The organism is Paracoccus shandongensis, assembly GCF_017315735.1.
Classification (GTDB): Bacteria; Pseudomonadota; Alphaproteobacteria; order Rhodobacterales; family Rhodobacteraceae; genus Paracoccus; species Paracoccus shandongensis.
Genome location: NZ_JAFLRK010000035.1, coordinates 1 through 16,434, shown reverse-complemented (window position 1 = coordinate 16,434; position 16,434 = coordinate 1). Strand labels below are relative to the sequence as shown.

Annotated in this window: 16 protein-coding genes; 12 read left to right on the top strand and 4 right to left on the bottom strand. The window is 68.4% G+C overall.

What is annotated here, in order from left to right; genetic code table 11:
• Nucleotides 1-11 precede the first annotated feature (11 nt).
• Complete coding sequence (locus JX613_RS16615) at nt 12-851, top strand: fumarylacetoacetate hydrolase family protein (RefSeq protein ID WP_207102586.1); 840 nt, start codon at nt 12-14, stop codon at nt 849-851.
• 38 nt (nt 852-889) lie between these two features.
• On the opposite strand, the gene JX613_RS16610 is transcribed toward JX613_RS16615, so the two are convergent.
• Nucleotides 890-1,972 (bottom strand): lactonase family protein, encoded by a 1,083-nt coding sequence (locus JX613_RS16610; RefSeq protein WP_207102585.1) that lies wholly within the window; start codon nt 1,970-1,972, stop codon nt 890-892.
• A 99-nt stretch (nt 1,973-2,071) separates the two neighbouring features.
• Here JX613_RS16610 and JX613_RS16605 point away from each other — a divergent pair, with 99 nt between their 5' ends.
• From JX613_RS16605 to JX613_RS16560, 10 genes are all read left to right on the top strand, one after another.
• Nucleotides 2,072-2,839, top strand: a complete 768-nt coding sequence (locus tag JX613_RS16605) for an IclR family transcriptional regulator (protein ID WP_207102584.1) — start codon at nt 2,072-2,074, stop codon at nt 2,837-2,839.
• A gap of 142 nt (nt 2,840-2,981) precedes the next feature.
• Entirely contained in the window at nt 2,982-4,142 is a 1,161-nt protein-coding gene (locus JX613_RS16600; protein ID WP_237168645.1) for a CaiB/BaiF CoA transferase family protein, read from the top strand.
• Nucleotides 4,139-5,272, top strand: a complete 1,134-nt coding sequence (locus JX613_RS16595) for an extracellular solute-binding protein (RefSeq protein WP_207102583.1) — start codon at nt 4,139-4,141, stop codon at nt 5,270-5,272. The genes JX613_RS16600 and JX613_RS16595 overlap by 4 nt, the downstream gene beginning before the upstream one ends.
• 232 nt (nt 5,273-5,504) lie before the next feature.
• Entirely contained in the window at nt 5,505-5,834 is a 330-nt protein-coding gene (locus JX613_RS16590) for a hypothetical protein (protein ID WP_207102582.1), read from the top strand.
• A 97-nt stretch (nt 5,835-5,931) separates the two neighbouring features.
• Nucleotides 5,932-6,438 (top strand): calcium-binding protein, encoded by a 507-nt coding sequence (locus JX613_RS16585; protein ID WP_207102581.1) that lies wholly within the window; start codon nt 5,932-5,934, stop codon nt 6,436-6,438.
• A 74-nt stretch (nt 6,439-6,512) separates the two neighbouring features.
• Entirely contained in the window at nt 6,513-8,228 is a 1,716-nt protein-coding gene (locus JX613_RS16580) for a LuxR C-terminal-related transcriptional regulator (RefSeq protein ID WP_207102580.1), read from the top strand.
• Between the two features lie 92 nt (nt 8,229-8,320).
• The gene (locus JX613_RS16575; RefSeq protein WP_207102579.1) at nt 8,321-8,527 is read left to right on the top strand and encodes a hypothetical protein; all 207 of its coding nucleotides are present in this window, start codon (nt 8,321-8,323) and stop codon (nt 8,525-8,527) included.
• Between the two features lie 184 nt (nt 8,528-8,711).
• Nucleotides 8,712-8,870, top strand: coding sequence for a hypothetical protein (locus tag JX613_RS16570; protein WP_207102578.1), 159 nt, complete (start codon nt 8,712-8,714; stop codon nt 8,868-8,870).
• Between the two features lie 17 nt (nt 8,871-8,887).
• Nucleotides 8,888-9,577, top strand: a complete 690-nt coding sequence (locus JX613_RS16565; RefSeq protein ID WP_207102608.1) for a fumarylacetoacetate hydrolase family protein — start codon at nt 8,888-8,890, stop codon at nt 9,575-9,577.
• Nucleotides 9,578-9,884: 307 nt separating this feature from the next.
• Nucleotides 9,885-12,107: an NADP-dependent isocitrate dehydrogenase gene (locus JX613_RS16560; protein WP_207102577.1), complete on the top strand. Its 2,223-nt coding sequence runs from the start codon at nt 9,885-9,887 to the stop codon at nt 12,105-12,107.
• A 72-nt stretch (nt 12,108-12,179) separates the two neighbouring features.
• Here JX613_RS16560 and JX613_RS19990 read toward each other — a convergent pair whose 3' ends face one another.
• The 3 genes from JX613_RS19990 to JX613_RS16550 form a co-directional block, all read right to left on the bottom strand.
• Nucleotides 12,180-12,860 carry a hypothetical protein gene (locus JX613_RS19990; protein WP_237168643.1) on the bottom strand — a complete coding sequence of 227 codons (681 nt, stop codon included), beginning with the start codon at nt 12,858-12,860 and terminating at the stop codon, nt 12,180-12,182.
• A 77-nt stretch (nt 12,861-12,937) separates the two neighbouring features.
• The gene (locus JX613_RS19985; protein WP_237168642.1) at nt 12,938-13,414 is read right to left on the bottom strand and encodes a hypothetical protein; all 477 of its coding nucleotides are present in this window, start codon (nt 13,412-13,414) and stop codon (nt 12,938-12,940) included.
• Between the two features lie 5 nt (nt 13,415-13,419).
• On the bottom strand, nt 13,420-15,363 hold the full coding sequence (locus JX613_RS16550) for a bifunctional rhamnulose-1-phosphate aldolase/short-chain dehydrogenase (protein WP_207102576.1): 1,944 nt from the start codon (nt 15,361-15,363) through the stop codon (nt 13,420-13,422).
• Between the two features lie 34 nt (nt 15,364-15,397).
• Between JX613_RS16550 and JX613_RS16545 the strand changes: the two genes are divergently transcribed.
• A partial coding sequence (locus JX613_RS16545; protein ID WP_336512322.1) for a carbohydrate ABC transporter permease occupies nt 15,398-16,434 on the top strand: 1,037 nt, incomplete at its 3' end.

The following is a 16,434-nucleotide window of genomic DNA, read 5'->3' as shown; positions in this document are numbered from 1 at the left end:
AAGGATCCCCCATGAAACTTGTCCGCTATGGCGAACGCGGGTCTGAAAAGCCCGGCCTGATCGACGCCGGGGGCCGCATCCGCGACCTGTCGGCCCATGTGCCCGACATCGCGGGCGACGTGCTGGCTGAGCTGTCGGGCCTTGCCGCGATCGACCCCGACACCCTGCCGCTGGTCGGGGGCGAGCCGCGCCTTGGGGCCTGCGTGGGCGGGATCGGCAAGTTCATCTGCATCGGCCTGAACTATTCCGACCACGCCGCCGAATCCGGCATGGCCGTTCCGCCCGAGCCGGTGATCTTCGCCAAATACACCAGCGCGATCTGCGGCCCGAACGACCCCATCATCATCCCGCGCGGATCGGAAAAGACCGACTGGGAAGTCGAGCTGGCCTTTGTCATCGGCAAGCGCGCGAAATACGTGGCCGAGGCCGACGCCATGGACCATGTCGCGGGCTTTTGCGTGTGCAACGACGTGTCCGAGCGCGCCTTCCAGACCGAGCGTTCGGGCCAATGGTCCAAGGGCAAGTCCTCGGACAACTTCGGCCCGCTTGGCCCCTGGCTGGTCACGCGGGACGAGGTGGCCGATCCGCATGACCTGCACATGTGGCTGACGGTGAACGGCGAAAGGGTCCAGGACGGATCGACCGCCACGATGGTCTATCAGATCCCCTATCTGGTCAGCTATCTGTCGCAGTTCTTCACGCTGCATCCGGGCGACGTGATCTCGACCGGGACGCCGCCGGGCGTCGGCCTGGGCATGAAGCCGCCGCGTTACCTGAAGGCGGGCGACAGGGTCAGCCTGGGGATCGCAGGCTTGGGCGAGCAGCACCAGGTCTGCATCGACGACGATTGAAGGGGGGGGGGGCAGGGGGCGGCTGCCCCCGGCCTTCATCAGGCGGCGAATTTCAGGCACATCGGGGTGCCGATGGCGATGCCCTGTCCCGTGTCGGTCAGCGCGCCGGTACCGGCATCGCGGGCCAGGATGCTGATGCGGTCGCTGTTCTGGTTGGCGACCAGCAGGTGACGGCCCGATGGCGTCAGGGCCAGGTTGCGGGGCGTCCGCCCGCCGGACGGCACCGTGCCGCAGGGCCTCAGGTGCCCCGTGCCCTCGACCGCGAAGACGGCCACGCTGTCATGCCCCCGGTTGCCCGCATACAGGAACCGCCCGTCGCCCGTGACCGCGATGTCCGAGCAATGGTTCCCGGACCGCGCCTGTTCGGGGACCGTGGGCTGCACGTCGATGGGGGCCAGCGCGCCGGTGCCGGGATCCAGCCTGTGGGCGGTCACGGTCGAATCCAGTTCGTTCACGGTGAAGACCAGATGCCCGAAGGTGGCCATGTGACGCGGCCCCGCGCCGGGCGCGGTTGCCGTTTCCGCGATCCGCTGCAATCCGTTGCCTGTGGCGCGATAGCTGACCAGCCGGTCGCAGCCCAGGTCGGCGACGACCAGCAGCCCGCCGGGCATCTCGGCCAGGCTGTGGGCATGGGCGCGTTCCTGCCGCTGCGGATCCGGGCCCCGGCCCCTGTGGGCGGCGCTGGCGGTGGCGGGCGACAGCCGCCCGTCCGGCAGCAGGTCGAACATCGCAAGCGACTGGTCCGGCCCGCCCTCGCCCACGGTATAGTTGACGACGAACAGGCGCCGCCCGTCGCGCGACAGGACGTTATGCGCGGCGATGCTGCCCAGCGTCGGCTGGCAGTTCAGGTACTCCAGCCGCCCCGCCGCGCGGTCGAAGGCCAGGGCGGTCACCAGCCCTTCGCGCCATTCGGCCACCTCGGAATTGGCATAGATGCGGGCGCCGTTGGGCGTCACCGACAGGAAGGTCGGGTTTTCCACATGCGGCCATCCGGCCAGATCCCGTGCCTCCAGCGTCGCCTCGTCCAGGGAAAGGACGCGCAGCCCGTTCCCGCGCGCGCCCTGGAAATAGGGCGTCTCGCGGTTCAGCGTGCCGACGAACAGAAGCAGGTTCCGCGCCATCTTGCGTTCCATCCGTGAAAACGACGATTGCACTTGAACGCGATTGACCCCAAGGGGTCAATCGTCAAGCATCCCTGCCCAGCCTTTGAAGGAAAAGCGATGTCCGACCCCGAAGAAGAAGGCCGCTATCGCGCCCCCGCGCTGGACAAGGGGCTGGACATGCTGGAACTGCTGGCCGCATCCGAACAGGGCATGACCCTGAAGGAGATCGCGCAGGCCCTGGACCGCAGCCCGACCGAGCTTTACCGGATGCTGGACCGCCTGGCCCGGCGCGGCTATGTTGCGCGCGAAGGCGACAGCTATGCCCTGACCATGAAGCTGTTCTTGCTGGCCCATCAAAGCCCGCCGATCCGCCGCCTGGTCGGGCAGGCGATGCCCCCCATGCGCCGTTTCACCAACAAGGCCGAACAGGCCTGCCACCTGGTCCGCTATGACCGGGGCGACCTGGTGGTCATCGCGCAGGTCGAGGCGGCAGGATACTGGGGCCTGACGATCCGCGTGGGCGCGCGGATCGGGCTGGTCAATTCCGGCTCGGGGCACGTGATCCTGGCCCATGCCTCGGCCGAGGAGCGCGCGCTGATGTTCCAGGAACACGAGGCCCTGCCCTTCGAGACCCCCCCGCCCGACCTGGAGGCGCGCCTGGCCGCCGTGCGCGCCAAGGGATACGAGGCCATGGAAAGCCAGCAGACCCCCGCCGTCTGGAACTTGTCGGTGCCGATCCTGGATGCGAACGGCGGGGTGCTGGCCGCGCTGACTTGTCCCTTTGTCGCGCGTCTGGACCGCCCCGACGCCCTGGACCGCAGAACCGTGCTGAAGATGCTGATCGCCACGGGGCAGGAAATCTCGCGCAGTCCCGCATCCGCCTGACGCCTTGCCGACATGCCCTTCGCCCCGGTCCTTGCGGCCGGGGCATTTTCATGCGCCGCGCCCATATTGGCGCTTGCCTAAACATTCCATAAATGAAAGTGTCATTTACCAACGAAATGCCAATGCCTGGGGAGAGACCGGGTTGAGTGATCTCGCAAGCCTGCCTTTGGACGGCCTGACCGTGCTGGACATGAGCCAGTTCCTGTCGGGGCCCTATTGTTCGCTGCGGCTGGCGGACATGGGCGCCCGCGTCATCAAGATCGAACGCCCCGACGGGGGCGACCTGTCGCGCCGCCTGTATCTGTCGGACACGGAAATCGGCGGGGATTCGACCATTTTCCACGCCATCAACCGGGGCAAGGAAAGCCTGGCCATCGACCTCAAGAACCCCGCCGACCTGGGGGCGCTGAAGCGGCTGATCGGCCAGGCGGACGTGCTGATCCAGAACTTCCGGCCCGGGGTCATCGAACGGCTGGGCCTGGATTACGATGCGGTGCGGGCGATCAACCCGCGCCTCGTCTATGCCTCGATTTCGGGCTATGGCGATGAGGGGCCCTGGGTCGCGCGGCCGGGGCAGGATCTGCTGGCGCAGGCGCGGTCGGGCGCCATGTGGCTGAACGGGGACGAGGATCAGGGCCCGGTGCCCTTTGGCCTGGCCATCGCCGACATGCTGGCGGGCGCGGCCGCCTGCCAGGGGATCCTGGCGGCGCTGGTGCGGCGCGGGGTGTCCGGGACGGGGATGCAGGTGCAGACCAGCCTGCTGGAAGTGCTGGTCGATTTCCAGTTCGAGGTTCTGACCACCTATCTGAACGACGGCGAACGCCCCCCGCGCCGGTCGTCCTTCCGCAGCGCGCACGCCTATCTGTCGGCGCCTTACGGCGTTTACCAGGCCCGTGACGGGTTCCTGGCCATCGCCATGACGCCCATCGCGAAGCTGGCCGACCTGATGGGGATCGCGGACCTGGCCCCCTATCGCGACGACCCCGCAAGCTGGTTCACCGAACGCGACAAGATCAAGCGCCTGATCGCCGCCACTGTGGCCACGCGGACCGTGGACGACTGGCTGGCCGTGCTGGAGCCTGCGGACATCTGGTGCGCCAAGGTGCTGGACTGGCCGGAACTGATGGCGTCCGAGGGGTTTGCGGCGCTGGACATGCTGCAAACCGTGACGCGCGGCGACGGCGTGTCGATCCGCACCACCCGCCTGCCGCTGCGCCTGGACGGCCAGCGCCCCCGCGTGCGGGACGCGGCCCCCCTGATCGGCGCCCACAGCGCCGCCATCCGCAAGGAGTTCGGGTTGTGACGGTCCTGAAGGGCATGACCTGGAACCATCCGCGGGGCCATGATCCGATGGTGGCCTGTTCGGCCCTCTGGGCGGACCGGACGGGCGTGCGGATCGATTGGGACCAACGCTCGCTTCAGGATTTTGAAAGCTATCCGGTCGAGGATCTGGCCCGCGCCTATGACCTGATCGTCATCGACCATCCCCATGTCGGCCAGATCACGCGCGAGACCTGCCTTGCGCCCCTGGACGTGCCGGGGCGAGAGGCCGAGTTCGCCGCCCTGGCGGCGGGCAGCGTGGGGCCGTCCTTTCCCAGCTATCGCTGGCAGGGGCGGCAATGGGGCTTTCCCATCGACGCCGCCACGCAGGTCCTGGCCTGGCGGCCCGACCTGCTGGACCGCGCGCCCGCGACCTGGAAGCAGGTCATGGACCTTGCGCGCGAAGGCCGCGTGATGCTGCCCCTGCGTCCGCCGCATTCGCTGATGTGCCTGTATTCGCTGGCGGGCAACCTGGGGACGCCCTGCCAGGTCACGGGGGACCAACTGATCGGCCCGCAGGCCGGGGCCGCCGTCTGGCAGATGCTGCGCGGCCTGGCCGACCTGGTGGATCCCGCCTGCGCAGGCATGGACCCCATCGCCGTCTTCGAGGAGATGGCCCGCCCCGGATCCCCCATCGCCTGCGCGCCGCTGATCTATTGCTATGTCAGCTATGCGATCCCGGGGTTCCGGCCGAACCAGATCCGCTTTGCCGACATGCCGGTGGCGGGCACGGGCGGCCCGGTCGGATCCGCGCTTGGCGGGACGGGGATCGCGGTCTCGGCCTTCTCGGATCACCGCGAGGCCGCGATGGACTTCGCCTACTGGATCGCGGGCCCCGAGGCGCAGACCGGCCCCTATGCCGCGTCCGGCGGCCAGCCCGGCTTGGCTGCGGCGTGGGAGGACGACCGCGTCAATGCCGCCACCGCCGACACCTATCGCGCGACCCGCGCCACCCATGAGGGGGCCTGGCTGCGCCCCCGGCACGACGGCGCCATGGCCTTCCAGCAGGCCGCCGCGCAGCGCGTCACCGACGGACTGACGGCGTGGGACGGCGCAGGCCCGGTGATTGACGACATCAACCGCCTGTTCCGGGACAGTTTTGCGGCACGGTGACTGGGCGTCACCCCTGATCTGCGCCGGTCGGGGGCTGATCGCCGAAGGCGTCGTGTCGGAGTTCGCCGTGTCGGATTTCAACAAAGACGTGGGCCAGCAGACCAACCAGATCCGGTCCTTCATCGACAAGGACTGTGGCCACCGGGCTTGACGACGCCATCAAGGCGGCGCGCGGCGCGGGCATCCCCTTCGTCCCGGCGGCGGGGTCCGTCACCGCCACCGGGCCGCCGCCGTGCTGGCCCGGTTCGCCCGCACCTCCATCGACCTTGACGCCCCGGCGGGCACGCTGCCCCTGGCCGCGCAGCAACTGGTCGTGCTGGCCCGTGCGGTCGCCCGCGATCCCCGCGTGCTGATCCTGACCGACCTGACGCTGACAATCCTGCGTAGCGGCGCGCTCACTGGCGCGCTGTCGCGCGGGCTGGAGATCCATCCGCTGATCGTGACGCTGGAAACCGGCATGATCGTGCTGGTGCTGACCCGGAGCAACACGCTGCTGATCGGCCTGGGGGTCCAGCCCGCGTCCGTGCAGGCGGCCCCGGGCGCGAACGGCATTTCCGCATGAGGAAAGGCAAGGCGTCTCTATCATCTGATGGATGCGCGCCCTGAAACGGGGGATCACCGTCGGCCCATCCAGAGGCTTCAGGCAACAGGAGGCTGCGATGGCGATCAGGTTTGCGCAGGATGCGGGCGGCAGGTTGACGGGAACGAACAGCAGGGATCTTCTGTGGGGCGGCGACGGCGCGGACAGGATCTTCGGGCTGGACGGGGCCGATTACCTTTACGGCGGATACGGGGACGACAGGCTGGACGGGGGGTCGGGCAGCGACCATCTGCGCGGCGCGGCGGGCAGCGACCGGCTTTGGGGCGGGTCGGGGGCCGATCTTCTGGCAGGCGGGTCGGACGCGGATTACTTCATCTTCCGCGCAGCCGACGGCCCCTCGGCCGATACGGTCCGGGACTTTACGGTCGGCGAGGATCGGCTGGTGCTTGGCGGCGGATTGCGGGTCAGCGCAAGCCGCTGGAAGGACGTGGATGGGGACGGCGACACCGACACGATCCTGACCCTGAGCAATTCGGGCACCATCGTCCTGCTGGGTGTGGACGAGCCGACGGGATGGGGCGTCGCGGGACCGAACGCCATGGCCCTGTCGGATCTTCTGGCCTAAGGCCGCCCATGGCCGCCCCCATGGGCGGTTGATCGGGCGGCCCGTCGGTGGGACACTTTCCCAAGGGGGGCGCCATGGAGGACAGGGTTCGATCCTGGCAACTGGTCGAGCATCTTCTGGATGCCTCGGTCAGTCCCGAGCGTGTCGATGAGCTGATCACCCTCTGGGACGCGCAGATGGAACGCGCGGGCATGAGCCAGCCGCGCCTTGCGGAATTCGCGGGCCCCGCCTTTGCCCACCAGATCGCCGGGGTGCTGCAGATCCTGGAACAGTTGCAGGCGGCCGAGTTGCGCCGGGCCAACGACCTGTTGTCGGCGATGCTGGGGGCGGCGATGGTGCTGGCGGGGGACGGGACGGTCGTCGCCTCGAACGACGGGGCCGCCCGGCTGTTCGGCCTGTGCCCCGGCGGCTCGGTCCGCCGGATGGCGCTGGACGCCGCCGACATGGACATCCTGACGACGCGCCTGGCGCAGATCGCGGCCGGAACCCCCGCCGACGATATCCTGCGGCTTTGTCCGGCAGGCTTCGACCATGCGGTCCTGGTGCATCTGAAGGCCATGCCGCACACGGGCAGCCGCCGCCATGTGCTGGCCGTGACCAGCGAGTTCGCCTGGCCCCCCGGGGTGTCCGATCTTCTGGCGCGGGTCTTCAGGCTGACCGGGGCCGAGACCGAGGTGATGCGCAGGCTGGCCGGGGGCGGCACCGTCGCGGGGATCGCCGCCGCCACGGGGCGCGGCGCGGGCACCGTGCGGTCGCAGCTGCACGCGGTGCTGCAAAAGACCGGCGCCCGCAGCCAGGCGGAACTGATGCGCCTGGCGATGGTGCTGGCGCAGTCGGTCCCGGCGGGAGCCGAACCCCCGCGCCCCCTCGCCGCGCCCGCGCCCCACCAGCGGTTCCACCGGATGCCGGACGGGCGGCGGCTGGAGGTGCTGAGCTTCGGCGATCCCGCCGGGCGGCCGGTGATCTGGATGCAGTCGAACTATGGCCTGTGGCGCCTGCCGCGCGCGGCCGAGGCCGACATGGCCCGGCGCAGGCTGCGGGTGATGGTGCCCTTTCGCGCAGGCTATTGCGGCAGCGATCCCGTCCCGCCGGGCAGCCACCCCTTCGACATCGCCGTGGCCGACCTGCGCGCGCTGATGCGCCAGTTGCGCCTGCGATCGGCGGTGGTGGTCGCCCCCGGCCACGACATCCGCATCGCGCTGATGCTGGCGCGGGCCGCGCCGGACCTTGTGCGGGCCGTCTTCGCCATCGGCGCGGGCTTTCCGATCCTGAACGACACGCAATACCGCCGCCTGATCCCCATCGCGCGCTTCACCCGCACCTGCGCCCGCTACAGCCCCAGGGTGCTGCCCTTCCTGATCCGCAGCATGAGGGTCGTCATATCGACCTATGGGCTGGAACGCTATCTGCGCGGGATCCTGGCGCGCATCCCCGCCGACGCCCGCGCCATGGCCGACCCCGAGGTCGCCGCGGCCTTCCGCGACGGGGTGGACAAGACATTTTTCGCCGAGCCCTGGTCGGAAACCGCCTTTTGCACCGAACTGCCCTTGTTCCACGAGGACTGGCCCGGGGATCTGGGCCATGTCGCCTGTCCCGTCACCCTGATCCATGGCGAGCAGGACGGCAACGCGCCCTTCGAGACCGCGCTTGAATACTGCGCCCTGTATCCCGGCTGGCGCTGCGTCGCCTGGCCGGACGAGGGCGAGCTGGTCGCGCATGTGCAGTGGCGCGCCGTGCTGGACCTGATCGGCCAGGCCTGGGCGCCGGAAACGCCGCTTTCCATCATCTGATGGATGAACCGGCCCCGGCGGTGGCCGATCCTTGGCCCCGTGGCTGGATCGCGCCAGCCATGACCCATGCGTTGTCATCAAGGATTGTCATCATGATCGAGCTTTTGATCTCGGCCTGCCTGACTACCGGGCCGGTCTGCAAGGACTTCTCGCTTCTGTTCGACGGCCGAGAGGTGTCGCTGATGACCTGCACGATCAGCGGGCAGGCCGCCCTTGCCCCTTGGCAGCAGGATCACCCCGAATGGCAGGTGCGGCGATGGCTGTGCCGCCACGCCGACCGGCGCGAGGTGTCGCTGTAGCGTCGCGCCATGCTGACGGATTCAGGAATGTTTCAAGGCGCTTTCGGGACAGGACCGGCATCATGGTCAATCCTTCCCCTGAGTTCGCCAGGGAAAGGCAGGATGACCATGACCGCGCGGCGTCGAAGGGGATGCCCTGGTCGGCCAGGCGGCTTGCCGTCGGCGTGGCGTGCCCCTGGGCGTGATGATGGGCCGGGTCAGGATCATCGACAGGGCGCGGCCCCATGGCGCCTCGCCCGCCACGATCCTGTGCAAGATCATCCTGTTCGCCGCCGCCATGGTGCTGCCGGCGATCGTTGAAAACGCCGAGAAACGCATCGCATACTCCGCAGGAGCGAGATGATGAACGAGATGACCCCGATGGCCGATTATGTCTTTGCGCCCGAACCCACGCCCACCATCCCGGTGGCGGGCAGCAACAAGCTGTTTCCCGTGCGCCGCATCTATTGCGTGGGCCGCAACTTCGCCGACCACGCCATCGAGATGGGCCACGACCCCGACAAGGAACCGCCCTTCTTCTTCCAGAAGAACCCCGATTCGATCCTTCCGCCCGGCAAGGACTTTCCCTATCCCCCGGAAACGAACGACGTGCATCACGAGATCGAACTGGTCGTGGCGCTGAAATCGGGCGGCACCGACATCCCGCTGGACAAGGCGCTGGACTGCGTCTTCGGCTATGGCGTGGGCCTGGACATGACCCGGCGCGACCTGCAAGGCCAGGCCAAGAAGATGGGCCGTCCCTGGGAAACGGGAAAATCCTTCGAGGCCTCGGCCCCCTGTTCGGCCATCCACCCGGTGTCCGAGGTGGGCCATCCCGCGCAGGGCGCGATCCGCCTTGCCGTGAATGGCCGGACGCGCCAGGAAGGCGACCTGAACCAGATGATCTGGAAGGTGCCGGAAATGATCGCCCATCTGTCGCGCCTGTTCGCGCTGCGCCCCGGCGACGTGATCTTCGCGGGCACCCCGGCGGGCGTCGGCGCGGTGGTGCGCGGCGACGTGATGACCGGCCATGTCGAGGGCGTGGACGACATCACGGTCACCGTGGTCTGAGCCCTGCCGCGGCGCGAACGCGCGATGCCCCCGTCCCTGACGCCTGTGACAGCCCTCACCGTCATGCTGGCCGTCAGCGGCTGCGTCTTGGGCCTCTCTGGCCGGGCTTCGGGGCGGGGCGTCCTGATCGCGTGCCCTGCTGACGCCGTCTTCGGCATCGTCGCCCCGAGGGGCGCGCGGGCGGCCCCTGCCATCGCGGCCCGCGCGCAGGAAACCGCGTGGCGGGTGCGGTGGGGCGCTGACGCCGCCCGGATCCTCTGCTAAGGCACGGATACCGAAACCACCTTTTGCAAGACAGGTTCACGACATGGCTGATCTGCCCGCCCCTGACATCATCTACACCAAGGTTGACGAAGCCCCGCAAATCGCCTCGGCCTCGCTTTTGCCGATCATCCGGGCCTTTGCCTTGGCGGCGGGGATCACGGTGGGCACGCGCGACATCTCGCTGGCCGGGCGGATCATCGCGGCCTTCCCCGAACGCCTGACCGAGGCGCAGCGCCAGTCCGACGACCTGGCGGAACTGGGCGAACTGGTCAAGACGCCCACGGCCAACGTGATCAAGCTGCCCAACATCAGCGCCTCGGTTCCCCAGCTGGTGGCGGCGGTGAAGGAATTGCAGGCCCAGGGCTATGACATCCCCGACTATCCCGAGGAACCGGCGACCGACGCGGAACGCGACATCCGCGCCCGCTTCGACGCCATCAAGGGATCGGCGGTGAACCCGGTGCTGCGCGAAGGAAACTCGGACCGGCGCGCGGCGGTGGCGGTCAAGAACTATGCAAAGGCCAACCCCCATTCGATGGGCACGTGGTCGGCGGACAGCAGGACGCGCGTGTCCACCATGTCGGGCGACGATTTCCGCACGAACGAGATTTCGGCCACCCTGTCCGAAGCGCAGGCCGGCAAGGCGCGCATCGAGCTGGTGGCGGATGACGGGTCCGTCACCGTGCTAAAGGACGGCGTGGCCTATCCGGCAGGCACGGTGGTGGACGCCACCTTCATGTCGGCCCGGGCGCTGGACGCCTTTCTGGCCGAACAGATCGAGGTGTCCAAGCGCGAGGGCATCCTGTTCTCGATCCACCTGAAGGCCACGATGATGAAGGTGTCGGACCCGATCATCTTCGGCCATGCGGTGAAGCAGTTCCTGAAGCCCGTGTTCGACAAGCATGGCGCGGCGCTGGAGGCGGCGGGGGTGGACCCGAACTCGGGCCTCGGCACCCTGCTGGAGCGGGTGGCCGACATGCCCGGGGGGCAAGCCATCCGGGCCGAGATCGACGCGGTCCTGGCCGACCGGCCGCCGATGTACATGGTCAATTCGGACAAGGGCATCAGCAACCTGCATGTGCCCTCGGACGTGATCATCGACGCCTCGATGCCGGCGCTGCTGCGCGCGGGCGGCAAGGGGTGGGGGCCGGACGGGAAGGCTGCGGACACCAACTGCGTGATCCCCGACAGCTCTTACGCCGCGGTCTATGAGGAAGCGGTGCGCTATTTCAAGGAAACCGGCGCGCTGGATCCGGCAAGCGCGGGCACGGTGCAGAACGTCGGCCTGATGGCCCAGAAGGCCGAGGAATACGGATCGCACCCGACCACCTTCCAGATCCCGCATGACGGCACGGTGCAAATCGTGCTGGCCAATGGCGACGTGCTGCACCGGCACAAGGTGCGGGCGGGCGACATCTGGCGCGCGGCCTCGACCCGGCAGGCGGCCATCGAGGACTGGGTGCGGCTGGCGATTTCCCGCCAGAAGGCCGAGGGGTGCCAGGCGATCTTCTGGCTGGACGCCGACCGCGCCCATGACGCGGAACTGATCAAATACGTCACCCCCATCCTGGGAGCCGAGGGCGTGTCGGACAGGTTCCAAATCCTTCCCCCGCGCGAGGCGACCCGGCTGTCGCTGGAAACCATCCGCAAGGGCGAAAACTCCATCGCCATCACCGGCAACGTCCTGCGCGACTATCTGACCGACCTGTTCCCGATCCTGGAACTGGGCACCAGCGCCAAGATGCTGTCCATCGTCAAGCTGATGAACGGCGGCGGCATGTTCGAGACCGGCGCGGGCGGTTCCGCCCCCAAGCACGTCCAGCAGATCATGGAGGAAAACCACCTGCGTTGGGATTCGCTGGGCGAGTTCTGCGCGCTTGGCGAAAGCCTGAAGTTCCTGGCCGAGGCCACGGGCAACGCCAAGGCCCGCATCCTGGGCGAGGCGGTCGATGCCGCGACCCAGGGCGTGCTGGACAACAACCGCTCGCCCCTGGCCAAGGCCGGGCAGACCGACAACCGCGACAGCCACTTCTATTTCGCGCTGTACTGGGCGCAGGCGCTGGCCGCGCAGACGGCGGACGCCGATCTGGCCCGCCACTTCGCCCCCATCGCCAAGGCCCTGGCCGAGAACGAGGCCACCATCGTGGCCGAACTGGCGGCGGGGCAGGGCAAGCCCGCCGATCTGGGCGGCTATTACCACACCGACCCCGCCAAGGTCGATGCGGTGATGCGCCCCTCGGGCACCTTCGTGCGGATCATCGGCTGAGGGCGACAGCAAGAAAAGCCACCGCCCGCGCGATGCGGGTGGTGGCTGGTCCGGTGCGTTCCGCCGTCGTTCCTAGACGATCCCGCCGCCCCCGCCGCTGGCCCTGGGCCGCCGCTCGGCCGCCCGCGCCCGCCAGCCCGAGGCGCGATAGGCGGCGATCGGGTCGATCGCCGCGCTCGCGCGCAGCCGCGCCATTTGCAGGATCGGTTCGACATCCGTGCGGAAGGCCGTGCGCAGGGTCGCCGCCGCCATCAGCGCGTCGTTGTCCGCCTGGAACCCCGCCAGCGCCGCGCGGTCCACAAGGCTGGCCTGCACATAGGCGCGCTGGATTTCCACGGCCGAGACGATCAGGCTTTCGATGGGGTCGGTGACGTTGTGGCTCTGGTCGATCATGTGCGCCAGGTCGAGGCCGGGGGTGTTTTCCAGTTCCACCAGTTCGTTCCAGACCAGGAACAGGCGGAAGGGCTCGATGGTGCCGCTGTCCAGGTCGTCGTCGCCATACTTGCTGTCGTTGAAGTGGAAGCCGCCCAGCTTGCCCGCGCGGACCAGGCGGGCCACGATCATCTCGATGTTGACGTTAGGGGCGTGGTGGCCCAGGTCCACCAGGCATTGCGCCTTGGGGCCTAGTTCCTGCGCGGTCATCAGGCTGGTGCCCCAGTCCTGCACCACGGTCGAATAGAAGGCGGGTTCATAGATCTTGTGTTCGGAAAACAGCCGCCAATCGTCGGGCAACCCGGCATAGATCGCCTTCATCGAGTCCAGATAACGGTCGAACTGCCGCGACAGGCTGGTCTGGCCCGGAAAGTTCGACCCGTCGCCGATCCAGACCGTCAGCGCGCGCGACCCGATGGCCCGGCCGATCTCGATACATTCCAGGTTATGCTCGATGGCCTGCCGGCGGGTCGCGGCGTCGGTGTGGGACAGCGAGCCGTGTTGGAGTTCATGGCGTCGAAGCCAAGCCCGACTTCTTCCGCCTTCTCAACCAGCAGGGCGGGGTCGGCCTTGTCCCAGGGGATGTGCAGGCTGACGCGCGGCGTGGCGGCGGTCAGCGCATGGATCACGCCGCAATCCTCCAGCTTGTCCATGATGCCCGCCGGTTCGCCCGCGCCGGGAAAGCGCGCGAAACGCGTGCCGCCGGTGCCGGTGCCCCAGCTTGGCACGGCCACGCCGAACCCCATGGCGCGGGTGGTCAGCGCCTCGATGTCCACGCCCCGGCGCGCAAGCCGCGCCCCCAGAGCGTCGTAATCGGCGGTCAGGTCGGCGGTGCGGGCGGCGTTTCCGGCCTCGATGATGGTCCTGTCGATCATGGCGGTCACCGCGTGAAGGCCTGGACGTTGCCCGCGTCCACGTTGAGGATGTTGCCCGTCGATTTCGCCGACAGGTCCGAGGCGAAGAAATAGACCGCTTCCGCAATGTCCTCGGGCAGGACCGACCGTTTCAGCAGGGACCGCTTGCGATACATCTCCTCCAACCCCTCCTTGTCGGTGCCGTGGGTCGCGGCGCGCTGGTCCAGCCATTCGCCTTCCCAGATGCGCGAGCCGCGCAGCACTGCGTCGGGATTAACCACGTTGACGCGGATGCCGCCCTCGGCCCCTTCCAGGGCGAGGCAGCGGGCCAGGTGGATTTCGGCGGCCTTGGCGGTGCAATAGGCGCTGGCGTTGGGGCTGGCGGCCAAGCCGTTCTTCGAGGCCACGAAGACCACCGACCCGCCGATGCCCTGGGCGCGGAAGGTGCGGAACGCCTCGCGCGAGACAAGGAAATAGCCGGTGGACAGGATGTCCATGTTCCTGTTCCACAAGGCCAGCGAGGTGTCCTCGATGGGCGCGGACGAGGCGATGCCCGCGTTCGACACCAGGATGTCGATGCCGCCGAATTCCACCGCCAGTTCGGCATAGGCGCGCGCGACCTGATGTTCGTCGGTGACGTTCATGGGGACCGACCGCACCACGTCGCGGCCAAAGGATTTTGCCAGCCCCTCATGGGCTGTCTTCAGCGCGGCCTCATCAATGTCGGCCAGCATCACGCAGGCCCCTTCGCGCAGGAAGCGTTCCGCCGTGGCCGCCCCGATCCCGCCCGCGCCGCCGGTGACAAGCGCCACCCGGCCCGCCAGCGATTTCGGTTTCGGCATCCGCTGAAGCTTCGCTTCCTCCAGCAGCCAGTATTCGATGTCGAAGGCCTCCTGTTCCGGCAGGCCCTGATAGGTGGAAACCGCCGACGCCCCGCGCATCACGTTGATGGCGTTGACGTAGAACTCGCCCGAGATCCGCGCCGTGGCCTTGTCCGCCGCAAAGGTGATCATGCCGACGCCGGGCACCAGATAGACCACCGCGTTCGGATCGCGCAGGGCCGGGCTGTCGGGGTGCCTGCAGCGGTCGTAATAGGCGGCGTAATCGTCGCGGTAATCGGCCACGGCCTTTTCCAGGCCCGCCATCGTCGCGTCCAGGTCTGGGTTGGCGGGGTCGAAATCCACCACCAGCGGGCGGATCTTGGTGCGCAGGAAATGGTCGGGGCAGGAGGTGCCCAAGGGTGCCAGCGTCTCCAGCATCGCGAACCCCACGAACTCCAGCACCGCAGCCCCGTCGTCGAAATGGCCGACCTTGTGGCGGTCCCTGGAAATCAGCCCACGGATCGCGGGCATCAGCCGCGCGGCGATGTCGCGGCGCTGCGCGGGCGGCAGGGTGGGACGGGCGGCGCCCCCGAAGGCGGGCTTGCCGCCGGTGGTGCGGTCCAGCCAGTCGGCCGCCTTGTTGATGATCGCCAGCGTGGTCAGGTAGCACTCCTTGGCATCATCCGCCCAGGTGAACAGCCCGTGGCTTTCCAGCACGCAGCCCTTGGCCTGCGGGTTCTCGGTCGCGAACCTTTCCAGCCACAGCCCCAGTTCATAGCCGGGCTTCTTCCAGGGCAGCCAGCCGATCTCGTCCCCGAAGATCTGCCGCGTGAGTTCCCGCGAATTGACCGATGCGGCGATGGCGATGATCGCATCCGAATGGACGTGATCGACATGGGCACGCGGCACATAGGCGTGCAGCGGCGTGTCGATGCTGGCCGCGCGCGGGTTCAGCCCGAAGGTGCAATGGGCCAGGTATGCCACCATCTCGTCCTCATGCGCGGGGCCGCGATACTTGGCCTTCAGCGCGCGCAACGCGTCCATGTACAGCGTGGCGAAGCCGTCCATGCCCATCGACCCGATGTCGCCGCCCGAACCCTTGACCCACAGCACCTCGACCGGATCGCCCGTCAGCGGATCGGTCTCCATGACCTTGGCGCTGGTGTTGCCGCCGCCATAGTTGGTGACGCGCGTCCTTCAAGACGAACGAGGAGATCTTCGCCTCGCCGGCTTCATTCCCCAGAACCCCACGCTGTCGGGTTACATCGCGGGATGGCGGACCTCGACCCTCTGTACCTTCGGGCGGTTCTTCTGGAACACATTCCTGATCATCCTGCCGAAGACGGTCTTTACCGTGATCTCCCACGCGGCGGTGGCCTACGGTTTCGCCCGGTTCGACTTTCCCGGCAAGAAGATCCTGATCGCCTCGCTGCTGCTGCCCAATGGCGTGACGCGCATCCCGCAATACCTGCTGTTTTCCGGAATGGGCTGGCTGGACACCTTTCTGCCGCTGTGGTTGCCCTCGGCCTTTGCGGGGGACGCGTTCTTCGTCTTCATGCCGGTGCAGTTCCTGCGGTCGATCCCCCGCGACATGGAGGAAGCCGCGCGCGTGGACGGCGCGAAGTCCTGGCAGGTGCTGCTGTTCATCGTGGTGCCGATGCTGACGCCCGCGCCGATCTCGGTCGCGCTGTTCCAGTTCATGTGGACGCTCAGCGATTTCCTGCGGACGCTGATCTACCTGTCCTCGGTGAACAGGTTCCCGGTCTCGCTGGCGCTGCGACTGCCCCTGGCCGCCATCCGGGACGCCATTCTTTTCGGGCTGGAGATCATCCCGAAGCGTGCAGATCGTCGAGCCGCAGGGCGACATCATCGCCGCCAGCCTCGACCTGCGGATGGTCATGGACCCCGAGGGGGCAAGACGGATCGCCCGGCGCGGCCGGGCACAAGGAGCGGCTGCGTGCAGAGGAAAGCCTGCACCCCGGCCAGCGGCCCGCCGCCCTCACAACTGCCCGTCGGCCTCCGGCGGCGGATCGTCGATCACGACGGCCCCTTCGACATGGATGCCGTCCTGCCCCGCGAAGGCCGGGTCCGTCCCGAAGCCTTGCCCATCCGTATCGCGCCCCCCGGTCGGTTGCGCAACCCAAGCCTCGGGGCAGAACGTGCTGCTGGCGTGCGGGGTGCAGGCGCGGGCCGGACCGGCTGGGCCGAGGACGGCCAGGA